17 protein-coding genes are annotated in these 20,348 nt (G+C 65.6%); 15 read left to right on the forward strand and 2 right to left on the reverse strand.

From position 1 onward, the window contains the following. Positions 1 to 4: 4 nt before the first annotated feature. From leuE to EX20_RS08365, 4 genes are all read left to right on the forward strand, one after another. Entirely contained in the window at positions 5 to 676 is a 672-nt protein-coding gene (gene leuE / locus EX20_RS08350; protein ID WP_034193244.1) for a leucine efflux protein LeuE, read from the forward strand. A gap of 49 nt (positions 677 to 725) precedes the next feature. Continuing rightward, a complete protein-coding gene (gene carB, locus EX20_RS08355) occupies positions 726 to 3,980 on the forward strand; it encodes a carbamoyl-phosphate synthase large subunit (protein WP_034193245.1) in 3,255 nt (1,084 codons plus the stop codon). A 118-nt stretch (positions 3,981 to 4,098) separates the two neighbouring features. After that, positions 4,099 to 4,575, forward strand: a complete 477-nt coding sequence (gene greA, locus EX20_RS08360; RefSeq protein WP_011884276.1) for a transcription elongation factor GreA — start codon at positions 4,099 to 4,101, stop codon at positions 4,573 to 4,575. 14 nt (positions 4,576 to 4,589) lie between these two features. Next, positions 4,590 to 5,048, forward strand: coding sequence for a DUF4149 domain-containing protein (locus tag EX20_RS08365; protein ID WP_011884277.1), 459 nt, complete (start codon positions 4,590 to 4,592; stop codon positions 5,046 to 5,048). A gap of 58 nt (positions 5,049 to 5,106) precedes the next feature. Here EX20_RS08365 and EX20_RS08370 read toward each other — a convergent pair whose 3' ends face one another. Next, on the reverse strand, positions 5,107 to 5,631 hold the full coding sequence (locus tag EX20_RS08370; protein ID WP_011884278.1) for a YhbY family RNA-binding protein: 525 nt from the start codon (positions 5,629 to 5,631) through the stop codon (positions 5,107 to 5,109). 193 nt (positions 5,632 to 5,824) lie between these two features. On the opposite strand from EX20_RS08370, the gene EX20_RS08375 reads away from it, so the two are divergent. The 11 genes from EX20_RS08375 (at position 5,825) to phoR (ending at position 18,061) form a co-directional block, all read left to right on the forward strand. Next, complete coding sequence (locus tag EX20_RS08375; RefSeq protein ID WP_011884279.1) at positions 5,825 to 6,487, forward strand: RlmE family RNA methyltransferase; 663 nt, start codon at positions 5,825 to 5,827, stop codon at positions 6,485 to 6,487. Between the two features lie 166 nt (positions 6,488 to 6,653). Further along, positions 6,654 to 8,549 carry an ATP-dependent zinc metalloprotease FtsH gene (gene ftsH / locus EX20_RS08380; protein WP_011884280.1) on the forward strand — a complete coding sequence of 632 codons (1,896 nt, stop codon included), beginning with the start codon at positions 6,654 to 6,656 and terminating at the stop codon, positions 8,547 to 8,549. A gap of 28 nt (positions 8,550 to 8,577) precedes the next feature. Then, positions 8,578 to 9,519, forward strand: coding sequence for a dihydropteroate synthase (gene folP / locus EX20_RS08385; RefSeq protein WP_051974411.1), 942 nt, complete (start codon positions 8,578 to 8,580; stop codon positions 9,517 to 9,519). A 36-nt stretch (positions 9,520 to 9,555) separates the two neighbouring features. Further along, positions 9,556 to 10,911: a phosphoglucosamine mutase gene (gene glmM, locus EX20_RS08390; protein WP_011884282.1), complete on the forward strand. Its 1,356-nt coding sequence runs from the start codon at positions 9,556 to 9,558 to the stop codon at positions 10,909 to 10,911. Between the two features lie 446 nt (positions 10,912 to 11,357). Beyond that, a complete protein-coding gene (gene pstS / locus EX20_RS08395) occupies positions 11,358 to 12,392 on the forward strand; it encodes a phosphate ABC transporter substrate-binding protein PstS (protein WP_014722815.1) in 1,035 nt (344 codons plus the stop codon). 95 nt (positions 12,393 to 12,487) lie between these two features. Continuing rightward, on the forward strand, positions 12,488 to 13,474 hold the full coding sequence (pstC, locus tag EX20_RS08400) for a phosphate ABC transporter permease PstC (protein ID WP_011884284.1): 987 nt from the start codon (positions 12,488 to 12,490) through the stop codon (positions 13,472 to 13,474). Continuing rightward, the gene (pstA, locus tag EX20_RS08405) at positions 13,471 to 14,364 is read left to right on the forward strand and encodes a phosphate ABC transporter permease PstA (RefSeq protein ID WP_011884285.1); all 894 of its coding nucleotides are present in this window, start codon (positions 13,471 to 13,473) and stop codon (positions 14,362 to 14,364) included. The genes pstC and pstA overlap by 4 nt, the downstream gene beginning before the upstream one ends. 15 nt (positions 14,365 to 14,379) lie before the next feature. Continuing rightward, a complete protein-coding gene (pstB, locus tag EX20_RS08410) occupies positions 14,380 to 15,228 on the forward strand; it encodes a phosphate ABC transporter ATP-binding protein PstB (protein ID WP_011884286.1) in 849 nt (282 codons plus the stop codon). An 18-nt stretch (positions 15,229 to 15,246) separates the two neighbouring features. After that, positions 15,247 to 15,951: a phosphate signaling complex protein PhoU gene (phoU, locus tag EX20_RS08415; protein WP_011884287.1), complete on the forward strand. Its 705-nt coding sequence runs from the start codon at positions 15,247 to 15,249 to the stop codon at positions 15,949 to 15,951. 31 nt (positions 15,952 to 15,982) lie between these two features. Continuing rightward, positions 15,983 to 16,684 (forward strand): phosphate regulon transcriptional regulator PhoB, encoded by a 702-nt coding sequence (phoB, locus tag EX20_RS08420; protein ID WP_006750313.1) that lies wholly within the window; start codon positions 15,983 to 15,985, stop codon positions 16,682 to 16,684. Between the two features lie 57 nt (positions 16,685 to 16,741). Continuing rightward, positions 16,742 to 18,061, forward strand: a complete 1,320-nt coding sequence (gene phoR, locus EX20_RS08425) for a phosphate regulon sensor histidine kinase PhoR (RefSeq protein ID WP_011884288.1) — start codon at positions 16,742 to 16,744, stop codon at positions 18,059 to 18,061. Between the two features lie 117 nt (positions 18,062 to 18,178). Here the strand turns inward: phoR and ppk1 are convergent, their stop codons facing one another. Beyond that, the gene (ppk1, locus tag EX20_RS08430) at positions 18,179 to 20,242 is read right to left on the reverse strand and encodes a polyphosphate kinase 1 (RefSeq protein WP_011884289.1); all 2,064 of its coding nucleotides are present in this window, start codon (positions 20,240 to 20,242) and stop codon (positions 18,179 to 18,181) included. Between the last annotated feature and the right edge of the window lie 106 nt (positions 20,243 to 20,348).

Below are 20,348 nucleotides of genomic sequence, written 5' to 3' on the forward strand. Positions count from 1 at the left end.
CATCATGTTCGGCCACGCACTCGGCATCACCGATATCTGGACCTACGTGTTCGGCGTGGTGTTCATCATCCTGCTGCCGGGGCCGAACTCGATGTACGTGCTGTCGCTCGCCGCGCAGCGCGGCGTGAAGGCCGGCTATCGCGCGGCCTGCGGCGTGTTCGTCGGCGACACGGTGCTGATGGTGCTGTCGGCCGCCGGCGTCGCGTCGCTGCTGAAGGCGAACCCGCTGCTGTTCTCGGTCGTCAAGTACGGCGGCGCCGCGTATCTGCTGTACATCGGCGCCGGGATGCTGCGCAGCGCGTGGCGCAAGCTGCGTGCGGGCGCGGCCGACACGACCGACGCGCCGCAGCCGCCCGCCGGCGAGCGCTCGTTCGACACGCCGTTTCGCAAGGCGCTGGTCGTGAGCCTGCTGAACCCGAAGGCGATCCTGTTCTTCATCTCGTTCTTCATCCAGTTCGTCGACCCGGCATTCCCGCATCCCGCGCTGTCGTTCGTCGTGCTCGGGGCGATCGCGCAAAGCGCGAGCTTCCTGTACCTGAGCACGCTGATCTTCGCGGGCGCACGGCTCGCCGAGCATTTCCGTCGTCGCCGCAAGCTCGCGGCCGGCGCGGCGAGCAGCGTGGGCGGCCTGTTCATCGGTTTCTCGGTCAAGCTCGCGCTTGCCACCATGAGCTGAGCGCGGCCCGCCGACCCACGACAAAGATTACTTACTGAATTCACAAGCCATGCCAAAACGCACAGACATCAAAAGCATCCTCATCATCGGCGCCGGCCCGATCATCATCGGCCAGGCGTGCGAGTTCGACTACTCGGGCGCACAGGCATGCAAGGCGCTGCGTGAGGAGGGCTACAAGGTCGTTCTCGTCAACAGCAACCCGGCGACGATCATGACCGACCCGAACACGGCCGACGTCACGTACATCGAGCCGATCACGTGGGAAGTCGTCGCCCGCATCATCGAGAAGGAGCGCCCCGACGCGATCCTGCCGACGATGGGCGGCCAGACCGCGCTGAACTGCGCGCTCGACCTGCATCACCACGGCGTGCTCGAGAAGTTCGGCGTCGAGCTGATCGGCGCGTCGCCGGAAGCGATCGACAAGGCCGAAGACCGCCAGAAGTTCAAGGAAGCGATGACCAAGATCGGGCTCGGCTCCGCGAAGTCGGGCATCGCGCACTCGATGGAAGAAGCGACGAAGGTGCACGCCGAGATCATGGCGGAGACGGGCGGCAGCGGCTACCCGGTCGTGATCCGTCCGTCGTTCACGCTCGGCGGCTCGGGCGGCGGCATCGCGTACAACCGCGAGGAATTCGAGGAGATCTGCAAGCGCGGCCTCGACCTGTCGCCGACGCGCGAGCTGCTGATCGAAGAGTCGCTGCTCGGCTGGAAGGAATACGAGATGGAAGTCGTGCGCGACCGCGCCGACAACTGCATCATCGTGTGCTCGATCGAAAACCTCGACCCGATGGGCGTGCATACCGGCGACTCGATCACGGTCGCGCCGGCGCAGACGCTGACCGACAAGGAATACCAGATCCTGCGTAACGCATCGCTCGCGGTGCTGCGCGAGATCGGCGTCGATACGGGCGGCTCGAACGTGCAGTTCTCGATCAACCCGAAGGACGGCCGCATGGTCGTCATCGAGATGAACCCGCGCGTGTCGCGTTCGTCGGCGCTCGCGTCGAAGGCGACCGGCTTCCCGATCGCGAAGGTCGCGGCGAAGCTGGCGGTCGGCTACACGCTCGACGAGCTGAAGAACGAAATCACCGGCGGCCAGACGCCGGCGTCGTTCGAGCCGACGATCGACTACGTCGTCACGAAGATCCCGCGTTTCGCGTTCGAGAAGTTCCGTGAGGCCGATTCGCGCCTGACCACGCAGATGAAGTCGGTCGGCGAAGTGATGGCGATCGGTCGCACGTTCCAGGAGTCGTTCCAGAAGGCGCTGCGCGGCCTCGAAGTCGGCGTCGACGGGCTCGACGAGAAGTCGACCGACCGCGACGAGATCGCGATCCAGATCCACGAGCCGGGCCCGGATCGGATCTGGTACGTCGGCGACGCGTTCCGCATCGGCATGACGGCCGAAGAGATCTTCGCTGAAACGTCGATCGATCCGTGGTTCCTCGCGCAGATCGAGCAGATCATCCTGAAGGAAAAGGCGCTGTCGGGCCGCACGCTCGCGTCGCTGACGTTCGACGAGCTGCGCTTCCTGAAGCAGAGCGGCTTCTCGGACCGCCGCCTCGCGAAGCTGCTCGGCGCGACGCCGGAAGACGTGCGCCGCCGCCGCGTGGAGCTGAACGTGCGCCCGGTCTACAAGCGCGTCGACACCTGCGCGGCCGAGTTCGCGACCAAGACGGCCTACATGTACTCGACCTACGAGGAAGAGTGCGAGGCGCAGCCGACCACCAACAAGAAGATCATGGTGCTGGGCGGCGGCCCGAACCGGATCGGCCAGGGCATCGAGTTCGACTACTGCTGCGTGCACGCGGCGCTCGCGATGCGCGAGGACGGTTACGAAACGATCATGGTCAACTGCAACCCGGAAACGGTGTCGACCGACTACGACACGTCCGACCGCCTGTACTTCGAGCCGCTGACGCTGGAAGACGTGCTCGAGATCGTCGACAAGGAAAAGCCGGTCGGCGTGATCGTGCAGTACGGCGGCCAGACGCCGCTGAAGCTCGCGCTCGACCTCGAGGCGCACGGCGTGCCGATCGTCGGCACGTCGCCGGACATGATCGACGCGGCCGAAGACCGCGAGCGCTTCCAGAAGCTGCTGCAGGACCTCGGCCTGCGCCAGCCGCCGAACCGCACGGCCCGCGCCGAAGAAGAGGCGCTCGCGCTGGCGGCCGAAATCGGCTATCCGCTGGTCGTGCGCCCGTCGTACGTGCTGGGCGGCCGCGCGATGGAAATCGTGCACGAGCCGCGCGACCTCGAGCGCTACATGCGCGAGGCCGTGAAGGTGTCGAACGATTCGCCGGTGCTGCTCGACCGCTTCCTGAACGACGCGATCGAATGCGACGTCGACTGCATCTGCGACGGCGAAGCGGTGTTCATCGGCGGCGTGATGGAGCACATCGAGCAGGCGGGCGTCCACTCGGGCGACTCGGCATGCTCGCTGCCGCCGTACTCGCTGTCGAAGGAAACCGTGGCCGAGCTGAAGCGCCAGACCGGCGCGATGGCCAAGGCGCTGAACGTGGTCGGCCTGATGAACGTGCAGTTCGCGATCCAGCAGGTGCCGCAGGCGGACGGTTCGAAGCAGGACGTCATCTACGTGCTCGAAGTGAACCCGCGCGCGTCGCGCACGGTGCCGTACGTGTCGAAGGCGACCAGCCTGCCGCTCGCGAAGATCGCGGCGCGCGCGATGGTCGGCCAGAAGCTCGCGCAGCAGGGCGTGACGAAGGAAGTCGAGCCGCCGTACTTCAGCGTGAAGGAAGCGGTGTTCCCGTTCGTCAAGTTCCCGACCGTCGACCCGGTCCTCGGGCCGGAAATGCGTTCGACCGGCGAAGTGATGGGCGTCGGCCGCACGTTCGGCGAGGCGCTGTTCAAGTCGCAGCTCGCGGCCGGCTCGCGCCTGCCGGAGTCGGGCACGGTGCTGCTGACCGTGATGGATGCGGACAAGCCGAAGGCCGTCGAAGTCGCACGCATGCTGCACGACCTCGGCTACCTGATCGTCGCGACCAAGGGCACTGCCGCCGCGATCGAAGCGGCCGGCGTGCCGGTGAAGGTCGTGAACAAGGTGAAGGACGGTCGTCCGCACATCGTCGACATGATCAAGAACGGCGAGATCGCACTCGTCTTCACGACGGTCGACGAGACGCGTCAGGCGATCGCCGATTCGCGCTCGATCCGCATGAGCGCGCAGGCGCACAAGGTCACGTACTACACGACGATGTCGGGCGCGCGCGCGGCGGTGGAAGGCCTGCGCTACCTGAAGGATCTGGAAGTCTATGATTTACAAGGTCTTCACGCTCGCCTAAACTAAGCGTTCAGTTACCTGTCGAAGCAACACGTGCCGCGGTTAAGCGGTGTTTCCGGTTCGCCGGAAACGCGCTTAATCGCGGTGATTTTTTTTATAGCCGTTTTTAGCGATTGACCCGTTTATGAGCACCATTCCGTTGACAAAGCGTGGCGCAGAGCAACTGCGCGATGAATTGCAGCGCCTCAAGTCCGTCGAGCGGCCGGCCGTGATCAATGCGATCGCCGAGGCCCGCGCACAGGGCGATCTGTCCGAAAACGCCGAATACGACGCCGCGAAGGAAAAGCAGGGCTTCATCGAGGGCCGCATCGCGGAAATCGAATCGAAGCTGTCCGCCGCGCAGGTCATCGATCCCACCGTGCTCGACGCCGAAGGCCGCGTGGTGTTCGCGTCGACCGTCGAACTCGAGGATCTCGAGTCGGGCGACACCGTCAAGTACCAGATCGTTGGCGACGACGAAGCCGACATCGATCACGGCCTGATTTCGGTCAGCTCGCCGATCGCACGTGCGCTGATCGGCAAGAGCGAAGGCGACGTCGCGGCCGTGCAGGCGCCGGGCGGCGTGCGCGAATACGAGATCATCTCGGTCAGTTACATCTGAAGCGGGGCAACGTGATGCCGCATCGCGTGTTCCGTCTGTTGTCGGCCGTATGGGTCGGCAGCCTGCTGACGATCGGGTATGCGGTCGCACCCGTGCTGTTCAGGACGCTGGAGCGGATGACGGCCGGTTCGGTCGCCGCCCAGCTGTTTCGTATCGAGGCGATTCTCGGTGTCGTGTGCGGCGTGTTGCTGCTCGCGCTGTCGAACCAGCAGGTGCGGCGCGGCAGCGGCGATTATCGGCGCGTGCGCTGGATCGTCGCCGCGATGATCGCGTGCGTGCTGATCGGCTATTTTGCGCTGCAGCCGTTCATGAATGCGCTGCGGGTGGCCGCGATGGATGCGGGCACCGATATCGCGAACTCGCCGTACGCGAGCCGCTTCGGGATGCTGCACGGCGTCTCGAGCCTGTTCTATCTGGTCGAGAGCGTGCTGGGGCTGATGCTGATCTGGCGTTTGCCGGCGCGCGACGCGTAAGCGACCAAATGACCAAACGGCCGGCGCGACACGGGACGCCCCGTGCCGCGCGCCCGTGTTACTTGCCCTGGTGCGGCCGCTTCGTGCTGGCCTGACGCTTTTTCGCACGCTTCACGGTGCCGCCCGCGGTCACGCGCTCGTTGCCGCGCACGAGGACCTTGACCGGCTTCGGGCGACGTACGGGGCTCGCGTTCGGCGACACCTTGACGACCTTCACGGTGCGCGGCGCACGGCCTTTGCGATCCTCGGCGGCTTCGGCTGCGCTCGGCAGCGCGCCGGCGCGGCGGCGGGACGGAGCGGCGACGGGCGCCTCGGGCTTCCAGATCACCAGCAGCTTGCCGATGTGCTGGATCGGCGCCGCGTTCAGGCGATCGCAGATCTCGTCGTAAATCGCGACGCGCTCGTCGCGCTCGTCGCCGAACACGCGGATCTTGATCAGCTGGTGGGCGGCAAGGTGGACCTTGATTTCCTTCAGCACGGCGTCGGTGAGCCCCTCGGCGCCGATCAGCACGACGGGCTTGAGCGCATGGGCCTGGGAGCGCAGCGCGGAGCGCTCGGCGGGGGAAAGCGAAAGGGCGGGCATGGAAATGTCGAAATCTAAATAAGGGCGCGCTGCATCAGATGCGAACGCGGTAAGTTACCGCGTCAGCCGCGCGCCGAAACCACGTAAAATCGCGGCTTGGGCCCCGAAAGGGGCCGCAGCCGCGCGAATAAGACGCGTATTATCCGCCAAAAGCCCGGCTTCACGAAGCAAATAGCAGCAATCACTCTCTCGAATGGCAAAAAACCGCTTTAACCAGCACTGGCTGCACGATCACATCAACGACCCGTACGTCAAAATGGCGCAGCGGGAGGGCTATCGCGCGCGCGCGGCGTACAAGCTCAAGGAAATCGACGAGCAGGACAAGCTGATCCGTCCGGGTCAGGTGATCGTCGATCTCGGCGCCGCGCCCGGCAGCTGGAGCCAGTACGCGCGCAACAAGCTCGCGCAGGGCAAGCAGCGCGACGCGCAGCGCGAAGGCGGCATCGACGGCACGATCATCGCGCTCGACCTCCTGCCGATGGAGCCCATCGCCGACGTGCACTTCCTGCAGGGCGACTTCCGCGAGGACGACGTGCTGCATCAGCTCGAAGGCGTGCTCGAAGGTCGGCCGGTGGATCTTGTTATTTCCGACATGGCCCCCAACCTGTCCGGAGTGGCGTCGGCAGACGCCGCGCGCATCGAGCACATCTGCGATCTGGCGCTCGAGTTCGCGCAGAATCACCTGAAGCCGGAGGGCGCGCTGCTCGTGAAGTGTTTCCACGGCAGCGGCTACAGCCAGATCGTCGAAAAGTTCAAACAGCAGTTTAAGGTCGTCGCACCACGCAAACCCAAGGCGTCTCGCGACAAATCGTCCGAAACGTTCATTTTGGGTCGGCAGCTCAAGCATCCGCGGTGACGCGGAGCGGGATGCCGCAAACGGGCTCCGGCCCTTGCCAGACAAGCGCAGCGCTATCGTGGCGTTTGTCAATGCTTATGGCAGGGGTGGTCGGACTGGATTAGAATGACCGAGGAGCGCCGCAAGGAAAATGTAGGCGCTCGTCTACGAGTGAAGGAGTGGTGCTTTGAACAACAATATGTTTTCGAAGGCAGCAGTGTGGCTGGTGATTGCACTGGTGCTGTTTACAGTGTTCAAGCAGTTCGACAAGCCCCGCGTCCAGGAAGGTGTGTCCTATTCGCAGTTCATGGACGACGCCAAGAACGGCAAGGTCAAGAACGTCGTCGTGCAGGGGCGCAACCTCACCGTCACTCCGGCTGATGGCCAGAAATACCAGATCGTGTCGCCCGGCGACATCTGGATGGTCGGCGATCTGATGAAGTACGGCGTGCAGGTCAGCGGCAAGGCCGACGACGAGCCCAATGCGCTGATGTCCGCGCTGTATTACCTCGGGCCGACGATCCTCATCATCGTGTTCTGGTTCTACATGATGAGACAGATGCAGGGAGGCGGCAAAGGCGGCGCATTCTCGTTCGGGAAATCGCGCGCGCGTCTGATCGACGAGAACAACAACGCAGTCAACTTCTCCGACGTCGCGGGCTGCGACGAAGCGAAGGAAGAGGTGTCCGAGCTCGTCGACTTCCTGCGCGACCCGCAGAAATTCCAGAAGCTGGGCGGCCGCATTCCGCGCGGCGTGCTGCTGGTCGGCCCTCCGGGTACCGGCAAGACGCTGCTCGCCCGCGCGATCGCCGGTGAAGCGAAGGTGCCGTTCTTCAGCATCTCCGGTTCCGACTTCGTCGAAATGTTCGTCGGCGTGGGCGCGGCCCGCGTGCGCGACATGTTCGAGCAGGCGAAGAAGCACGCACCGTGCATCGTGTTCATCGACGAAATCGACGCGGTCGGTCGCCATCGCGGCGCCGGCATGGGCGGCGGCAACGACGAACGCGAGCAGACGCTGAACCAGATGCTGGTCGAGATGGACGGCTTCGAGGCGAACTCGGGCGTGATCGTGATCGCCGCGACGAACCGCTCCGACGTGCTCGACAAGGCGCTGCTGCGCCCGGGCCGTTTCGACCGTCAGGTCTATGTCGGGCTGCCGGACATCCGCGGCCGCGAGCAGATCATGCGCGTGCACCTGCGCAAGGTGCCGATCGCCAACGACGTCGACGCAGCCGTCATCGCACGCGGCACGCCGGGCTTCTCGGGCGCCGACCTCGCGAACCTCGTCAACGAAGCGGCGCTGTTCGCCGCACGCCGCGGCAAGCGGATCGTCGAAATGCAGGATTTCGAGGACGCGAAGGACAAGATCTTCATGGGTCCGGAGCGCAAGTCGGCCGTCATTCGCGAGGAAGCGAAGCGGGCGACGGCTTATCACGAGTCGGGCCATGCGGTCATCGCCAAGCTGCTGCCGAAGGCCGACCCGGTGCACAAGGTCACGATCATCCCGCGCGGTCGCGCGCTGGGCGTCACGTGGCAGCTGCCGGAGCATGACAACGAAACGTACTCGAAGGATTATCTGCTCGACCGTCTGGCGATCCTGTTCGGCGGCCGCGTGGCCGAGGAGCTGTTCTTGAACCTGATCAGCACCGGCGCGTCGGACGACTTCAACAAGGCGACGCAGACGGCGCGCGCGATGGTCGCCCGGTTCGGGATGACCGATGCGCTCGGGCCGATGGTCTACGTCGACGACGAGAGCGACAACGGCCCGTTCGGGCGCGGCTTCACGCGCACGATCTCGGAAGCGACGCAACAGAAGGTCGACGGCGAAATCCGCCGCGTGCTCGACGAGCAGTACAACCTCGCGCGGCGCCTGCTCGAAGAGAACCGCGACAAGGTCGAGGCAATGACGGCCGCGCTGATGGAGTGGGAAACGATCGACGCCGATCAGATCAACGACATCATGGAAGGGCGCCCGCCGCGCTCGCCGAAGAGTTCGCCGGCGGTCGGCGGCGACTCGTCGGGCGGCGGCACGACCGCCGAGGTGAAGACCGGCAACGCGCCGGCGCCGGCTTCCCCGGCCTGACCTTCGTAGTAGTTCCGTTCACGGGCTGGTGTGGCTTCACACCGGCCCGTTTTGCATTCATCAACGCATCCCTCCCGTGTCCGAATCCGCAGTCAGCGTATCCGCTCCCGCGCCGCTCCAGTGCGGCCGCTTCTCGCTCACCTTCGAGCGCCCGCTCGTGATGGGCATCCTCAACGCCACACCCGATTCGTTCTCCGACGGCGGCCGCTTCCTCGCGCGCGACGATGCGTTGCGCCAGGCCGAGCGGATGATGGCCGACGGTGTCGATCTGATCGACATCGGCGGCGAATCGACGCGCCCCGGCGCGCCGCCCGTGCCGCTCGACGAGGAGCTCGCGCGCGTGATCCCGCTCGTCGAAGCGTTGCGCCCGCTCGACGTGCCGCTGTCGATCGACACGTACAAACCGGCGGTGATGCGCGCGGCGCTCGAGGCCGGCGCCGACCTGATCAACGACATCTGGGGGTTCCGACAGCCGGGCGCGATCGACGCGGTGCGCGACGGCAATTGCGGGTTGTGCGCGATGCACATGCTCGGCGAGCCGCAGACCATGCAGGTGGGCGAGCCGGACTACGACGACGTCGTCGTCGACGTGCACGACTTTCTCGCCGCGCGCGCGCAGGCGCTGCGCGATGCGGGCATCGCGCCGCAGCGGATCTGCGTCGACCCGGGCTTCGGCTTCGGCAAGGCGGTGATCGACGACAACTACGCGCTGCTGGCCGCGTTGCCCGACACGGCGCCGCTGCGGCCCGACGGGCGCGCCTATCCGATCCTCGCGGGCATGTCGCGCAAGTCGATGCTCGGCGCGGTGATCGGCGGCAAGCCGCCGCTCGAGCGCGTCGCGGCGAGCGTGGCGGCGGCCGTGTGCGCGGTCGCACGCGGCGCCGCGATCGTGCGCGTGCACGACGTGGCCGCGACGGTCGATGCATTGAAAGTTTGGAACGCCGTGCGCGAAGCCGCGCGGCAACGATAAGTCAGTGTTCAGGAAAGACGAAGGAGGAAGGTTCGCATGGGACGTCGATATTTCGGCACGGACGGCATTCGTGGGACGGTCGGCGATACGCCGATCACGCCCGATTTCGTGTTGCGTCTCGGCTATGCCGCGGGCAAGGTGCTGGCCGGTGCCGCGGACGGCGCGACGGGCGCGCGACCGACGGTGCTGATCGGCAAGGACACGCGCGTGTCGGGCTACATGCTCGAGGCGGCGCTCGAGGCCGGCTTCTCGGCGGCGGGCGTCGACGTGATGCTGGCCGGCCCGATGCCGACGCCGGGTGTCGCATATCTGACGCGCGCGCTGCGGCTGTCGGCCGGCGTCGTGATCAGCGCTTCGCACAACCCGTATCAGGACAACGGCATCAAGTTCTTCTCGGCCGACGGCAACAAGCTGCCCGACGAAACCGAGGCCGAGATCGAAGCCTGGCTCGACAAGCCGCTCGAATGCGCATCGTCGGACCGGCTCGGCAAGGCGCGCCGGCTCGACGACGCGGCCGGCCGCTACATCGAGTTCTGCAAGAGCACGTTCCCGGCCGCCTACGATCTGCGCGGGCTGAAGCTCGTGATCGACTGCGCGCACGGCGCCGCCTACCAGATCGCGCCGCACGTGTTCCACGAACTCGGCGCGGACGTGATCCCGATCGGCGTCGCGCCGAACGGCTTCAACATCAACGACGGCGTCGGCGCGACGGCGCCCGACGCGCTGGTGCGCGCGGTGCGCGCGAACCATGCCGATCTCGGCATCGCGCTCGACGGCGATGCGGACCGCCTGCAGGTCGTCGATTCGAGCGGCCGGCTGTTCAACGGCGACGAGCTGCTCTACGTGCTCGTTAAGGACCGCATCGCGACGGCCGGCAAGGTCGAGGGCGCGGTCGGCACGCTGATGACGAACCTCGCGGTCGAGGTCGCGCTGCAGCGCGAAGGCGTCGAATTCGTGCGGGCGGCGGTCGGCGACCGCTATGTGCTCGAACAGCTGCGCGAGCGCGGCTGGCAGCTCGGCGCTGAAGGCTCGGGCCACATCCTGTCGCTCGACCGTCATTCGACCGGCGACGGCATCGTGTCGGCGCTGCTGGTGCTGGCCGCGCTCAAGCGCAGCGGCCGCACGCTCGCGCAGATGCTCGACGGCGTCACGCTGTTCCCGCAGAAGCTGATCAACGTGCGGATGAAGCCGGGCGCCGACTGGAAGGGCAGCGCATCGATCCGCGCCGCGATCGACGCGGCCGAGAGCGCACTGGCGGGCCATGGCCGCGTGCTGATCCGCGCCTCGGGTACCGAGCCGGTGCTGCGCGTGATGGTCGAGGCGCAGCAGGCGGCCGACGCGACGCGCCACGCGGAAGCGATCGCGGACGCCGTGCGCGAAGCGACGAGCTGAGCGAGGCGGGCGGCCGGCACGCGTGACGATTCGATCGCGCATGCCGGCTGAACGATGGCCGAGCTACCGTGAGCGTCGTCAATTCGTCAGACGCAAAGGTTTGCGCTAATAAATAGAGGACGCTCTCGATGGCGTCCTTCGTACTCGATGAAGTCTTCTGCGCCCAACCGGAAGACGAGCGCGCACCGGGCGGTGCGCGATGCGGGAAGCGGCGCGCCCTGCGCCGCACACTGCCCGAAACGGGGCGCGGCCACTCCGCGCAACGGGCAATTCTTGCCGCTTTTCCCAGCGCGCCGCGCGCGTACACGGGCTCGCGCTTCACCGAATATCACCTTTCAAGCAGTCATGTTACTGTCACGCCAGTTTCATTCATTGTCACATTACCGTCATGAGGAGCCCCTAACCTTCGCGGTGCCGTAGTCATCCGCTCACACACTGGAGGTCTCATGAAATTGATGCAAACCGCGATTGCTGGCCTGGCTGGCGCACTTTTCGCAGTTGCTGCGCACGCTGCCGACATCACGGGCGCAGGCAGCACGTTCGCTATGCCGATCTATACGAAATGGGCTGCCGACTACCAGCAGTCGGGCGGCGCGAAGGTGAACTACCAAGGTATCGGCTCGTCGGGCGGCCTGAAGCAGATCATCGCGAAGACGGTCGATTTTGCCGGCTCGGACGCTCCGCTGAAGGATGAAGACCTCGCGAAGGACGGCCTGTTCCAGTTCCCGACGGTGGTCGGCGGCGTGGTGCCGGTCGTCAACGTGCCGGGCGTGAAGGCCGGCGAACTGACGCTGTCGGGCCCGGTGCTCGGCGACATCTACCTCGGCAAGATCAAGAAGTGGAACGACCCGGCGATCGCCGCGCTGAACCCGAAGGTCAAGCTGCCGGATACGGACATCGCGGTCGTGCGCCGCGCCGACGGCTCGGGCACGAGCTTCATCTGGACGAACTACCTGTCGAAGGTCAACGACGAGTGGAAGTCGAAGATCGGCGAAGGCACGACGGTCAACTGGCCGACGGGCACGGGCGGCAAGGGTAACGACGGCGTCGCGGCGTTCGTGCAGCGCCTGCCGGGCGCGATCGGCTACGTCGAATGGGCGTACGCGAAGAAGAACAACATGATCTACACCGCCCTGAAGAACTCGACGGGCACGGTGGTCGAGCCGAAGACGGAAACGTTCAAAGCCGCTGCAGCCGGCGCGAACTGGTCGAAGTCGTTCTACCAGATCCTGACGAACCAGCCGGGCAAGGAAGCATGGCCGGTCGTCGGCGCGACGTTCGTGCTGCTGCACGCGAAGCAGGACAAGCCGGAGCAGGGCGCCGAAACGCTGAAGTTCTTCAGCTGGGCGTTCAAGAACGGCGAGAAGGCAGCGGACAGCCTCGACTACATCTCGCTGCCGCCGGCAGTCGAAGCGGAAATCCGCAAGCAGTGGAAGACCAAGGTGACGGACGCAGCGGGCAAGCCGGTCGCCACCGAGTAAGCAGCAGAGCGGTTCGCTGCCCGGCCGTGCCGGCCGGGCAGTGCGTGCGGTAAGGCCGGGCGTCACGGCGCCCGGCGATCCACAACAGGCACCCAATGTCTGACACTTCCTATACGTCCTTCCGGTCCCCCGATGCCGCGCAGCAACGCGCGCCCGGCCGCCTCGGAGACGTTCTGTTCGGCGGCCTCGCATGGCTTGCCGCGATCGTGACCCTGCTGCTGCTGGGCGGGATCATCGTTTCCCTGATCTTTGCGTCGCTGCCGACCATCGAGAAGTTCGGCTTCGGCTTTTTGTGGCAATCCGAGTGGGATCCGAACTCGGATGTGTTCGGCGCCCTCGTGCCCATCTACGGCACGATCGTGACGTCGATCATCGCCCTCGTCATCGCGGTGCCGGTCAGCTTCGGCATCGCGCTGTTCCTCACCGAGCTGTCGCCCGTGTGGCTGCGCCGCCCGCTCGGCATCGCGATCGAGCTGCTCGCCGCGATCCCGTCGATCGTCTACGGGATGTGGGGCCTGCTCATATTCGCGCCGATCTTCGCGGAATACTTCCAGAAGCCGATCGGCCGCCTGTTCAAGGACGTGTGGGTGCTCGGCCCGCTGACGTCCGGCCCGCCGATCGGGATCGGCATCCTCGCGGCCGGCGTGATCCTCGCGATCATGATCATCCCGTACATCGCGTCGGTGATGCGCGACGTGTTCGAAGTCACGCCCGTGCTGCTGAAGGAATCGGCCTACGGGATCGGCTGCACGACCTGGGAAGTGATGTGGAAGGTCGTGCTGCCCTATACGAAGACCGGCGTGATCGGCGGCGTGATGCTGGGCCTCGGCCGCGCGCTCGGCGAAACGATGGCCGTGACCTTCGTGATCGGCAACACGAACCTGCTCGACAGCGTGTCGCTGTTCGCGCCGGGCAACAGCATCACGTCGGCGCTCGCGAACGAATTCGCGGAAGCGCAACCGGGCCTGCATACGTCCGCGCTGATGGAACTCGGGCTGATCCTGTTCGTGATCACGTTCATCGTGCTGTCCATCTCCAAACTGCTGCTGCTTCGTCTCGAGAAGGGAGAGGGCAAGAAATGAGTCAGCCCATCATGAATTTCCCCGGCCCGGACGGCGCCGTGCTCGAAGCGATGCGCAGCCGCCTGCAGCGCAAGCGCAAGGCGATCAACGCGATCGCGCTGACCGCGTCGCTCGGCGCGATGGCGTTCGGCCTGCTGTGGCTCGTGTGGATTCTGTACACGACGGTGCACCTCGGTATCGGTGGCCTGTCGCTGCAACTGTTCACCGAATCGACGCCGGCGCCGAACACGACCGGCGGCGGTCTCGCCAACGCGATCGTCGGCAGCCTGCTGCTGTGCGGCTTCGGTACGCTGGTCGGCACGCCGATCGGCATCCTCGCGGGCGTCTATCTCGCCGAATACGGCCAGAAGAACCTGCTCGCGAGCACGATCCGCTTCATCAATGACATCCTGCTGTCGGCGCCGTCGATCGTGATCGGCCTGTTCGTGTATGCGATCGTCGTCGCGAAGTCCGGGCGCTTCTCGGGCTGGGCCGGCGTGATCGCGCTCGCGCTGCTGCAGATTCCGATCGTGATCCGCACGACCGAGAACATGCTGAAGCTGGTGCCGAACGCGCTGCGCGAAGCAGCGGTCGCGCTCGGCACGCCGAAGTGGCGCATGGTGATGAAGATCACGCTGCGCGCCTCGGTGGGCGGGATCGTGACCGGCGTGCTGCTCGCGGTCGCGCGGATCGCCGGCGAGACCGCGCCGCTGCTGTTCACCGCCCTGTCGAACCAGTTCTTCTCGTGGGACATGAGCCAGCCGATGGCCAACCTGCCCGTCACGATCTACAAGTTCGCGATGAGCCCGTTCGCGGAATGGCAATCGCTCGCGTGGGCGGGCGTGTTCCTGATTACGCTCGGTGTGCTCGGACTCAACATCCTGGCGCGCTCGATCTTCTCGAAAAAGTAACGGCGGAGCAATCCGATGAATATGGCAGAAAGCCACCTGAATCCCGTCGAGCGCACGGTTGCGCCCGCCGGCACGCAAGACACGGCAAACGACCGCCCGCTCGAGCCGTTGAACGCGAAGATCGAGGTCAACAACCTCAATTTCTTCTACAACAAGTTCCACGCGCTGAAGAACATCAACCTGCGCATTCCCGAAGGGAAGGTCACGGCGTTCATCGGCCCGTCGGGTTGCGGCAAGTCGACGCTGCTGCGCACCTTCAACAAGATGTTCGCGCTCTATCCGGAGCAGCGCGCCGAAGGCGAGATCCTGATGGACGGCGAGAACCTGCTGACCACCAAGCGCGACATTTCGCTGCTGCGTGCGCGCATCGGCATGGTGTTCCAGAAGCCGACGCCGTTCCCGATGTCGATCTACGACAACATCGCGTTCGGCGTGAAGATGTTCGAGAAGCTCACGCGCTCGGAGATGGACGACCGCGTCGAATGGGCGCTGACCAAAGCCGCGCTGTGGAGCGAGGTGAAGGACAAGCTGAACCAGAGCGGCTATGGGCTGTCCGGCGGCCAGCAGCAGCGGCTGTGCATCGCGCGCGGCATCGCGATCCGTCCGGAAGTGCTGCTGCTCGACGAGCCGTGCTCCGCGCTCGACCCGATCTCGACGGGCCGCATCGAGGAGCTGATCGCCGAGCTCAAGAGCGACTACACGGTCGTGATCGTCACGCACAACATGCAGCAGGCCGCACGCTGCTCGGACTTCACCGCGTACATGTACCTGGGCGAGCTGATCGAATTCGGCGAGACCGAGAAGATCTTCATCAAGCCGGTACGCAAGGAAACGGAAGACTACATCACCGGCCGTTTCGGCTGATGACGGAGAACAACAGCCATGTCGGATAAACATCTGTCGAGCCAGTTCGACGCGGACCTGAACGCCGTGTCGTCGAAGGTGCTGGAAATGGGCGGACTCGTCGAGTCGCAGATCGTCGGCGCGATGTACGCGCTGAACGAATTCGACCGCGAGGCGGCGGAGAAGGTCGTCACGGCCGAGGAAACGCTGAACGCGATGGAAGTCGAGATCGACCAGGAGTGCGGCAACATCATCGCGCGGAGGCAGCCTGCCGCGCGCGATCTGCGTCTTCTGATGTCGATTTCGAAAACGATTACGAACCTCGAGCGCGCCGGCGACGAAGCCGAGAAGATCGCGAAGCGCGTGCGCCGCCTGATCGACGAGCCGGCCGCGCGCGCGGTCAACATCGCCGAGATCAAGGTGTCGGGCGAGATGGCCGTGACGATCCTGCGCCGGGCGCTCGACGCGTTCGCGCGCCTCGACACGGTGGCCGCCGCGCAGATCGTCAAGGACGACAAGGAGATCGACCTGGAATTCCGTGCGTTCGTGCGCAAGCTCGTGTCGTACATGCAGGAAGATCCGCGCACGATCTCGGTCGGCCTCGAGTACCTGTTCATCGCGAAGGCCATCGAGCGCATCGGCGATCACGCGAAGAACATCGCCGAGTTCATCATCTACATCGTGAAGGGCACCGACGTGCGGCATCAGCCGCGCGACACGCTCGATCGCGAAGCCAACAGTTAATCGACTCCGTATAGGAAGAACAGAGGTGCCGATGCCCAGCAACATTCTCGTCGTCGAAGATGAGCCCGCGATTTCCGAACTGATCTCGGTGAATCTCCAGCATGCCGGTCACTGCCCGATCCGCGCCTACAACGCGGAGCAGGCGCAGAACCTGATCAGCGACGTGCTGCCCGACCTCGTGCTGCTCGACTGGATGCTGCCGGGCAAATCGGGCATCGCGTTCGCGCGCGACCTGCGCAACAACGAGCGGACCAAGCACATCCCGATCATCATGCTGACCGCGCGCGGCGACGAGCAGGACAAGGTGCTCGGCCTCGAGATCGGCGCGGACGACTACGTGACGAAGCCGTTCTCGCCGAAGGAGCTGATGGCGCGCATCAAGGCCGTGCTGCGCCGCCGTGCGCCGCAGCTGACCGAGGACGTCGTGTCGATCAACGGGCTGCGGCTCGATCCGGCCACGCACCGGGTCGCCGCGCACGGCGACGGCAGCGAGATCAAGCTCGACCTCGGCCCGACCGAATTCCGCCTGCTGCATTTCTTCATGACGCATCCGGAGCGCGTGCACAGCCGCACGCAACTGCTCGACCAGGTGTGGGGCGATCACGTGTTCGTCGAGGAGCGCACCGTCGACGTGCACATCAAGCGCTTGCGCGCGGCCTTGAAACCGGCCGGCTGCGATGCGATGATCGAGACCGTTCGCGGCAGCGGCTACCGGCTCGCGAAGCACGCGTAACGTATCCGCACGTGCCGTGTGCCACGGCATGCCGTTCATTCATTCGGGCGCTGAAACATGAACATCATCTGGGCGCGCTTTCTCGTGTCGCTCATGCTGCTCGTGCTGATCAGCGTATTGGTCGGCGTGTTCGCCGGCCCGATTGCGGGCCTCGCGTTCGCGGTCGTGATGCTGGTTGCGCAGGGCTTCTTCAGTACGTTCCACACGCAACGCCTGTGGCGTCTGCTCGATGCGCCCGTCTATGGCGAGGTGCCGAGCGCGCCGGGCATCTGGGGCGAAATCTATTACCGGCTGCACAAGCTCGCGAAGCAGTGGCATGCGCAGGTGCGCCAGGTCGAGCAGCAGCATTCGCGCTTCATCCAGGCGATCCAGGCGTCGCCGAACGGCGTCGCGATGCTCGACGATCACGACCAGATCGAATGGTGCAACGCGATCGCCGAGGTGCACTTCGGCGTCGATGCGAAACGCGACCTGCGCCAGCACATCACGAACCTCGTGCGCCATCCCGAGTTCGTCCGCTACCTGAACGGGCAGCATTACGACGAGACGCTCGTGATGCGCGGCATGGGCGAATCGCGGCAGAACGTGCTCGAAGTGCAGGTGTTTCCGTACGGCGAGAACCGCAAGCTGCTGCTCACGCAGGACATCACCGAGCTCGAGCGCACCGATGCGATGCGGCGCGACTTCGTCGCCAACGTGTCACATGAGCTGAAGACGCCGCTGACGGTGCTGTCGGGCTTCCTCGAGACGATGCGCGAGCTGCCGCTGAACGAAGACGATCGCGCGCGCTATCTCGACTTGATGGAGCAGCAGGCGTCGCGGATGCGGCATATCGTGACCGATCTGCTGGTGCTCGCGAAGCTCGAGGGCGAAAGCCGGCCGCCGACGGATCACGCGGTCGACATGCGCGCGCTGTTCGATCATCTGAAGGAGGACGCGCAGACGCTGTCGAACGGGCACCACGACATCACGTTCTCGATCGACGAGACGCTCGGCGTGACCGGCGCGCAGACCGAAGTGTTCAGCGCGTTCGCGAATCTCGTCACCAATGCGATCCGCTATACGCCGGACGGCGGCAAGATCGCCGTGTCGTGGCGGCGCGAGGGCGCACAAGGCGTGTTTTCGGTCACCGACAGCGGCTTCGGCATTCCGGCGGCCGACCTGCCGCGACTGACCGAGCGCTTCTACCGCGTCGATCGCAGCCGCTCGCGCGACACGGGCGGCACGGGGCTCGGCCTCGCGATCGTCAAGCACGTGCTGCAGCGGCACGACTCGCACCTGTACGTGCAGAGCGAGGAAGGGCGCGGCAGCACGTTCACCGCGCGGTTCCCGGCGTCGCGCGTGATCGCGATCCGGCCCGCGGCGTTCGAGGCGTGAGCGTGTAACGCGCGCGCTGGGCGCTGCATCGGCGCGCGGCCCGGAATGAAAAAAGCACAACCCGCGGGTTGTGCTTTTTCGTTTGCTGCACGGCGCGCGAGCGCGCGCACGGCGTCGCTACGAACAGAACTTCGCGAGCAGCCCGAGCTGCGCGTTGCGGACCGTCTTGCCCGCGCGCCGGCGGCGGTAGTGGCCGTCGCTCTGCATCAGCCAGGCCGACTGGTTGTCGCCGAGGCAGACCGACAGCCCTTCGGCGATCACGCGGCGCTTGAGCTTGCGCGCGCGGATCGGGAACGCGACTTCGACGCGGCGGAACAGGTTGCGGTCCATCCAGTCGGCGCTCGACAGATAGACTTCCTCGGCGCCGCCCGCATGGAAATAGTAGATGCGGTGATGTTCGAGGAAGCGGCCGACGATCGAGCGCACCGTGATGTTCTCCGACAGCCCCGGCACGCCCGGCTTCAGTGCGCACACGCCGCGCACGATCAGGTCGACCTTGACGCCGGCCTGCGACGCTTCGTACAGCGCGGCGATCACCGACGGCTCGAGCAGCGCGTTCATCTTCGCGACGATGCGGGCGCGCTTGCCGGCGCGCGCGTTGTCGATCTCCGCGCGGATCGAATCGATGATGCGCGGATGCAGCGTGAACGGCGACTGCCACAGCTCGTGCAGCGTCAGCTCGCCGCCGATGCCGGTCAGCTGCTGGAACACGTGGTGCACGTCCTCGCAGATCTTCTGGTCGGCCGTCATCAGCCCGAAGTCGGTGTAGAGGCGCGCGGTGCGCGGATGATAGTTGCCGGTGCCGAGGTGGACGTAGCGGCGCAGCGTCGCCTTGCCGCCTTCGACCACGCGCCGCACGATCAGCATCATCTTCGCGTGGCACTTGTGGCCGACCACGCCGTACACGACGTGCGCGCCGACCGCTTCGAGCTGCGACGCCCAGTTGATGTTGGTCTCCTCGTCGAAGCGCGCGAGCAGCTCGACGACGACCGTCACTTCCTTGCCGTTGCGCGCGGCTTCCATCAGTGCGTCCATCAGCGGCGAATCGGTGCCGGTGCGATAGATCGTCTGCTTGATCGCGACCACGCTCGGATCCTTCGCGGCCTGCTGCAGCAGCTCGAGCACCGGCTGGAAGCTCTCGTACGGATGGTGCAGCAGAATGTCGCCGGCGTCGATCGCGTCGAACATCGTCGGCGCGTTCGCGATTGCAGGCGGGATCGACGCGACGAACGGCGCGAATTTCAGGTCGGGACGGTCGACGAGATCGGGAATCTGCATCAGCCGCACGAGGTTCACCGAGCCTGCCACGCGGTAGCAGTCCTTGTCGCCGAGGCTGCTTTCGTCGAGCAGGCGGCGCACGATGTGCGCCGGCGTGTCGGCCGAGACTTCGAGGCGCACCGCGTTGCCGAGGTGGCGCGCGGGCAGTTCGCCTTGCAGCGCGACGCGCAGGTTGGTGATTTCGTCTTCGTCGACGAACAGCTCGCTGTTGCGGGTGATGCGGAACTGGTTGCAGCTCTTCACGACGAGCTGCGGGAACAGTTCGCCGACGAAGCGTTGCATGAACGAGCTGAGCAGCACGAAGCCGTGCTCGAAGCCCGACAGCGACTGCGGCATGCGCACCACGCGCGGCAGCGCGCGCGGCGCCTGCACGATGCCCATCACCGCCTGCCGGCCGAACGCGTCGCGGCCTTCGAGCTCGACCACGAAGTTCAGGCTCTTGTTCAGCACGCGCGGGAACGGATGCGCGGGGTCGAGGCCGATCGGCGTGAGCACCGGCAGCAGTTCGTCGAGAAAGTAGCCGCGCGCCCATTCGAGCTGCGCGTCGTTCCAGGTGTCGCTCGCGTGGAAGTAGATGCCTTCCTGTTCGAGCGCGGGCAGCACGGTTTCGTGCAGCATCGTGTACTGGCGATGCACGAGCCGCTGCGCGCGCTCGACGACGAGATCGTAAGCGTGCTGCAGCGACATGCCGTCGGGCGTCAGCGCACCGGGATTGTCGCGGATCTGTTCCTGCAGGCCCGCCATCCGCACCTCGAAGAATTCGTCGAGGTTGCTGCTGGTGATGCAGATGAAGCGCAGGCGCTCGAGCAGCGGCACTTGCGGGTCGGCGGCCTGGGCCAGCACACGCTCGTTGAAACCGAGGATGCCGAGTTCACGATTGAGTAGCGGGTAGCGAGCGGACATCGGCAGAGTAACGGATGATTCGGGCGATGATTCGAAAGGACGCTCGGAAACTCTCACGGTAGGATGACGTGCTGATGACGTTGGTTTATTGGTATCGGGAAATTCT

It is taken from the genome of Burkholderia sp. WP42, assembly GCF_000745665.1.
Classification (GTDB): domain Bacteria; phylum Pseudomonadota; class Gammaproteobacteria; order Burkholderiales; family Burkholderiaceae; genus Burkholderia; species Burkholderia vietnamiensis.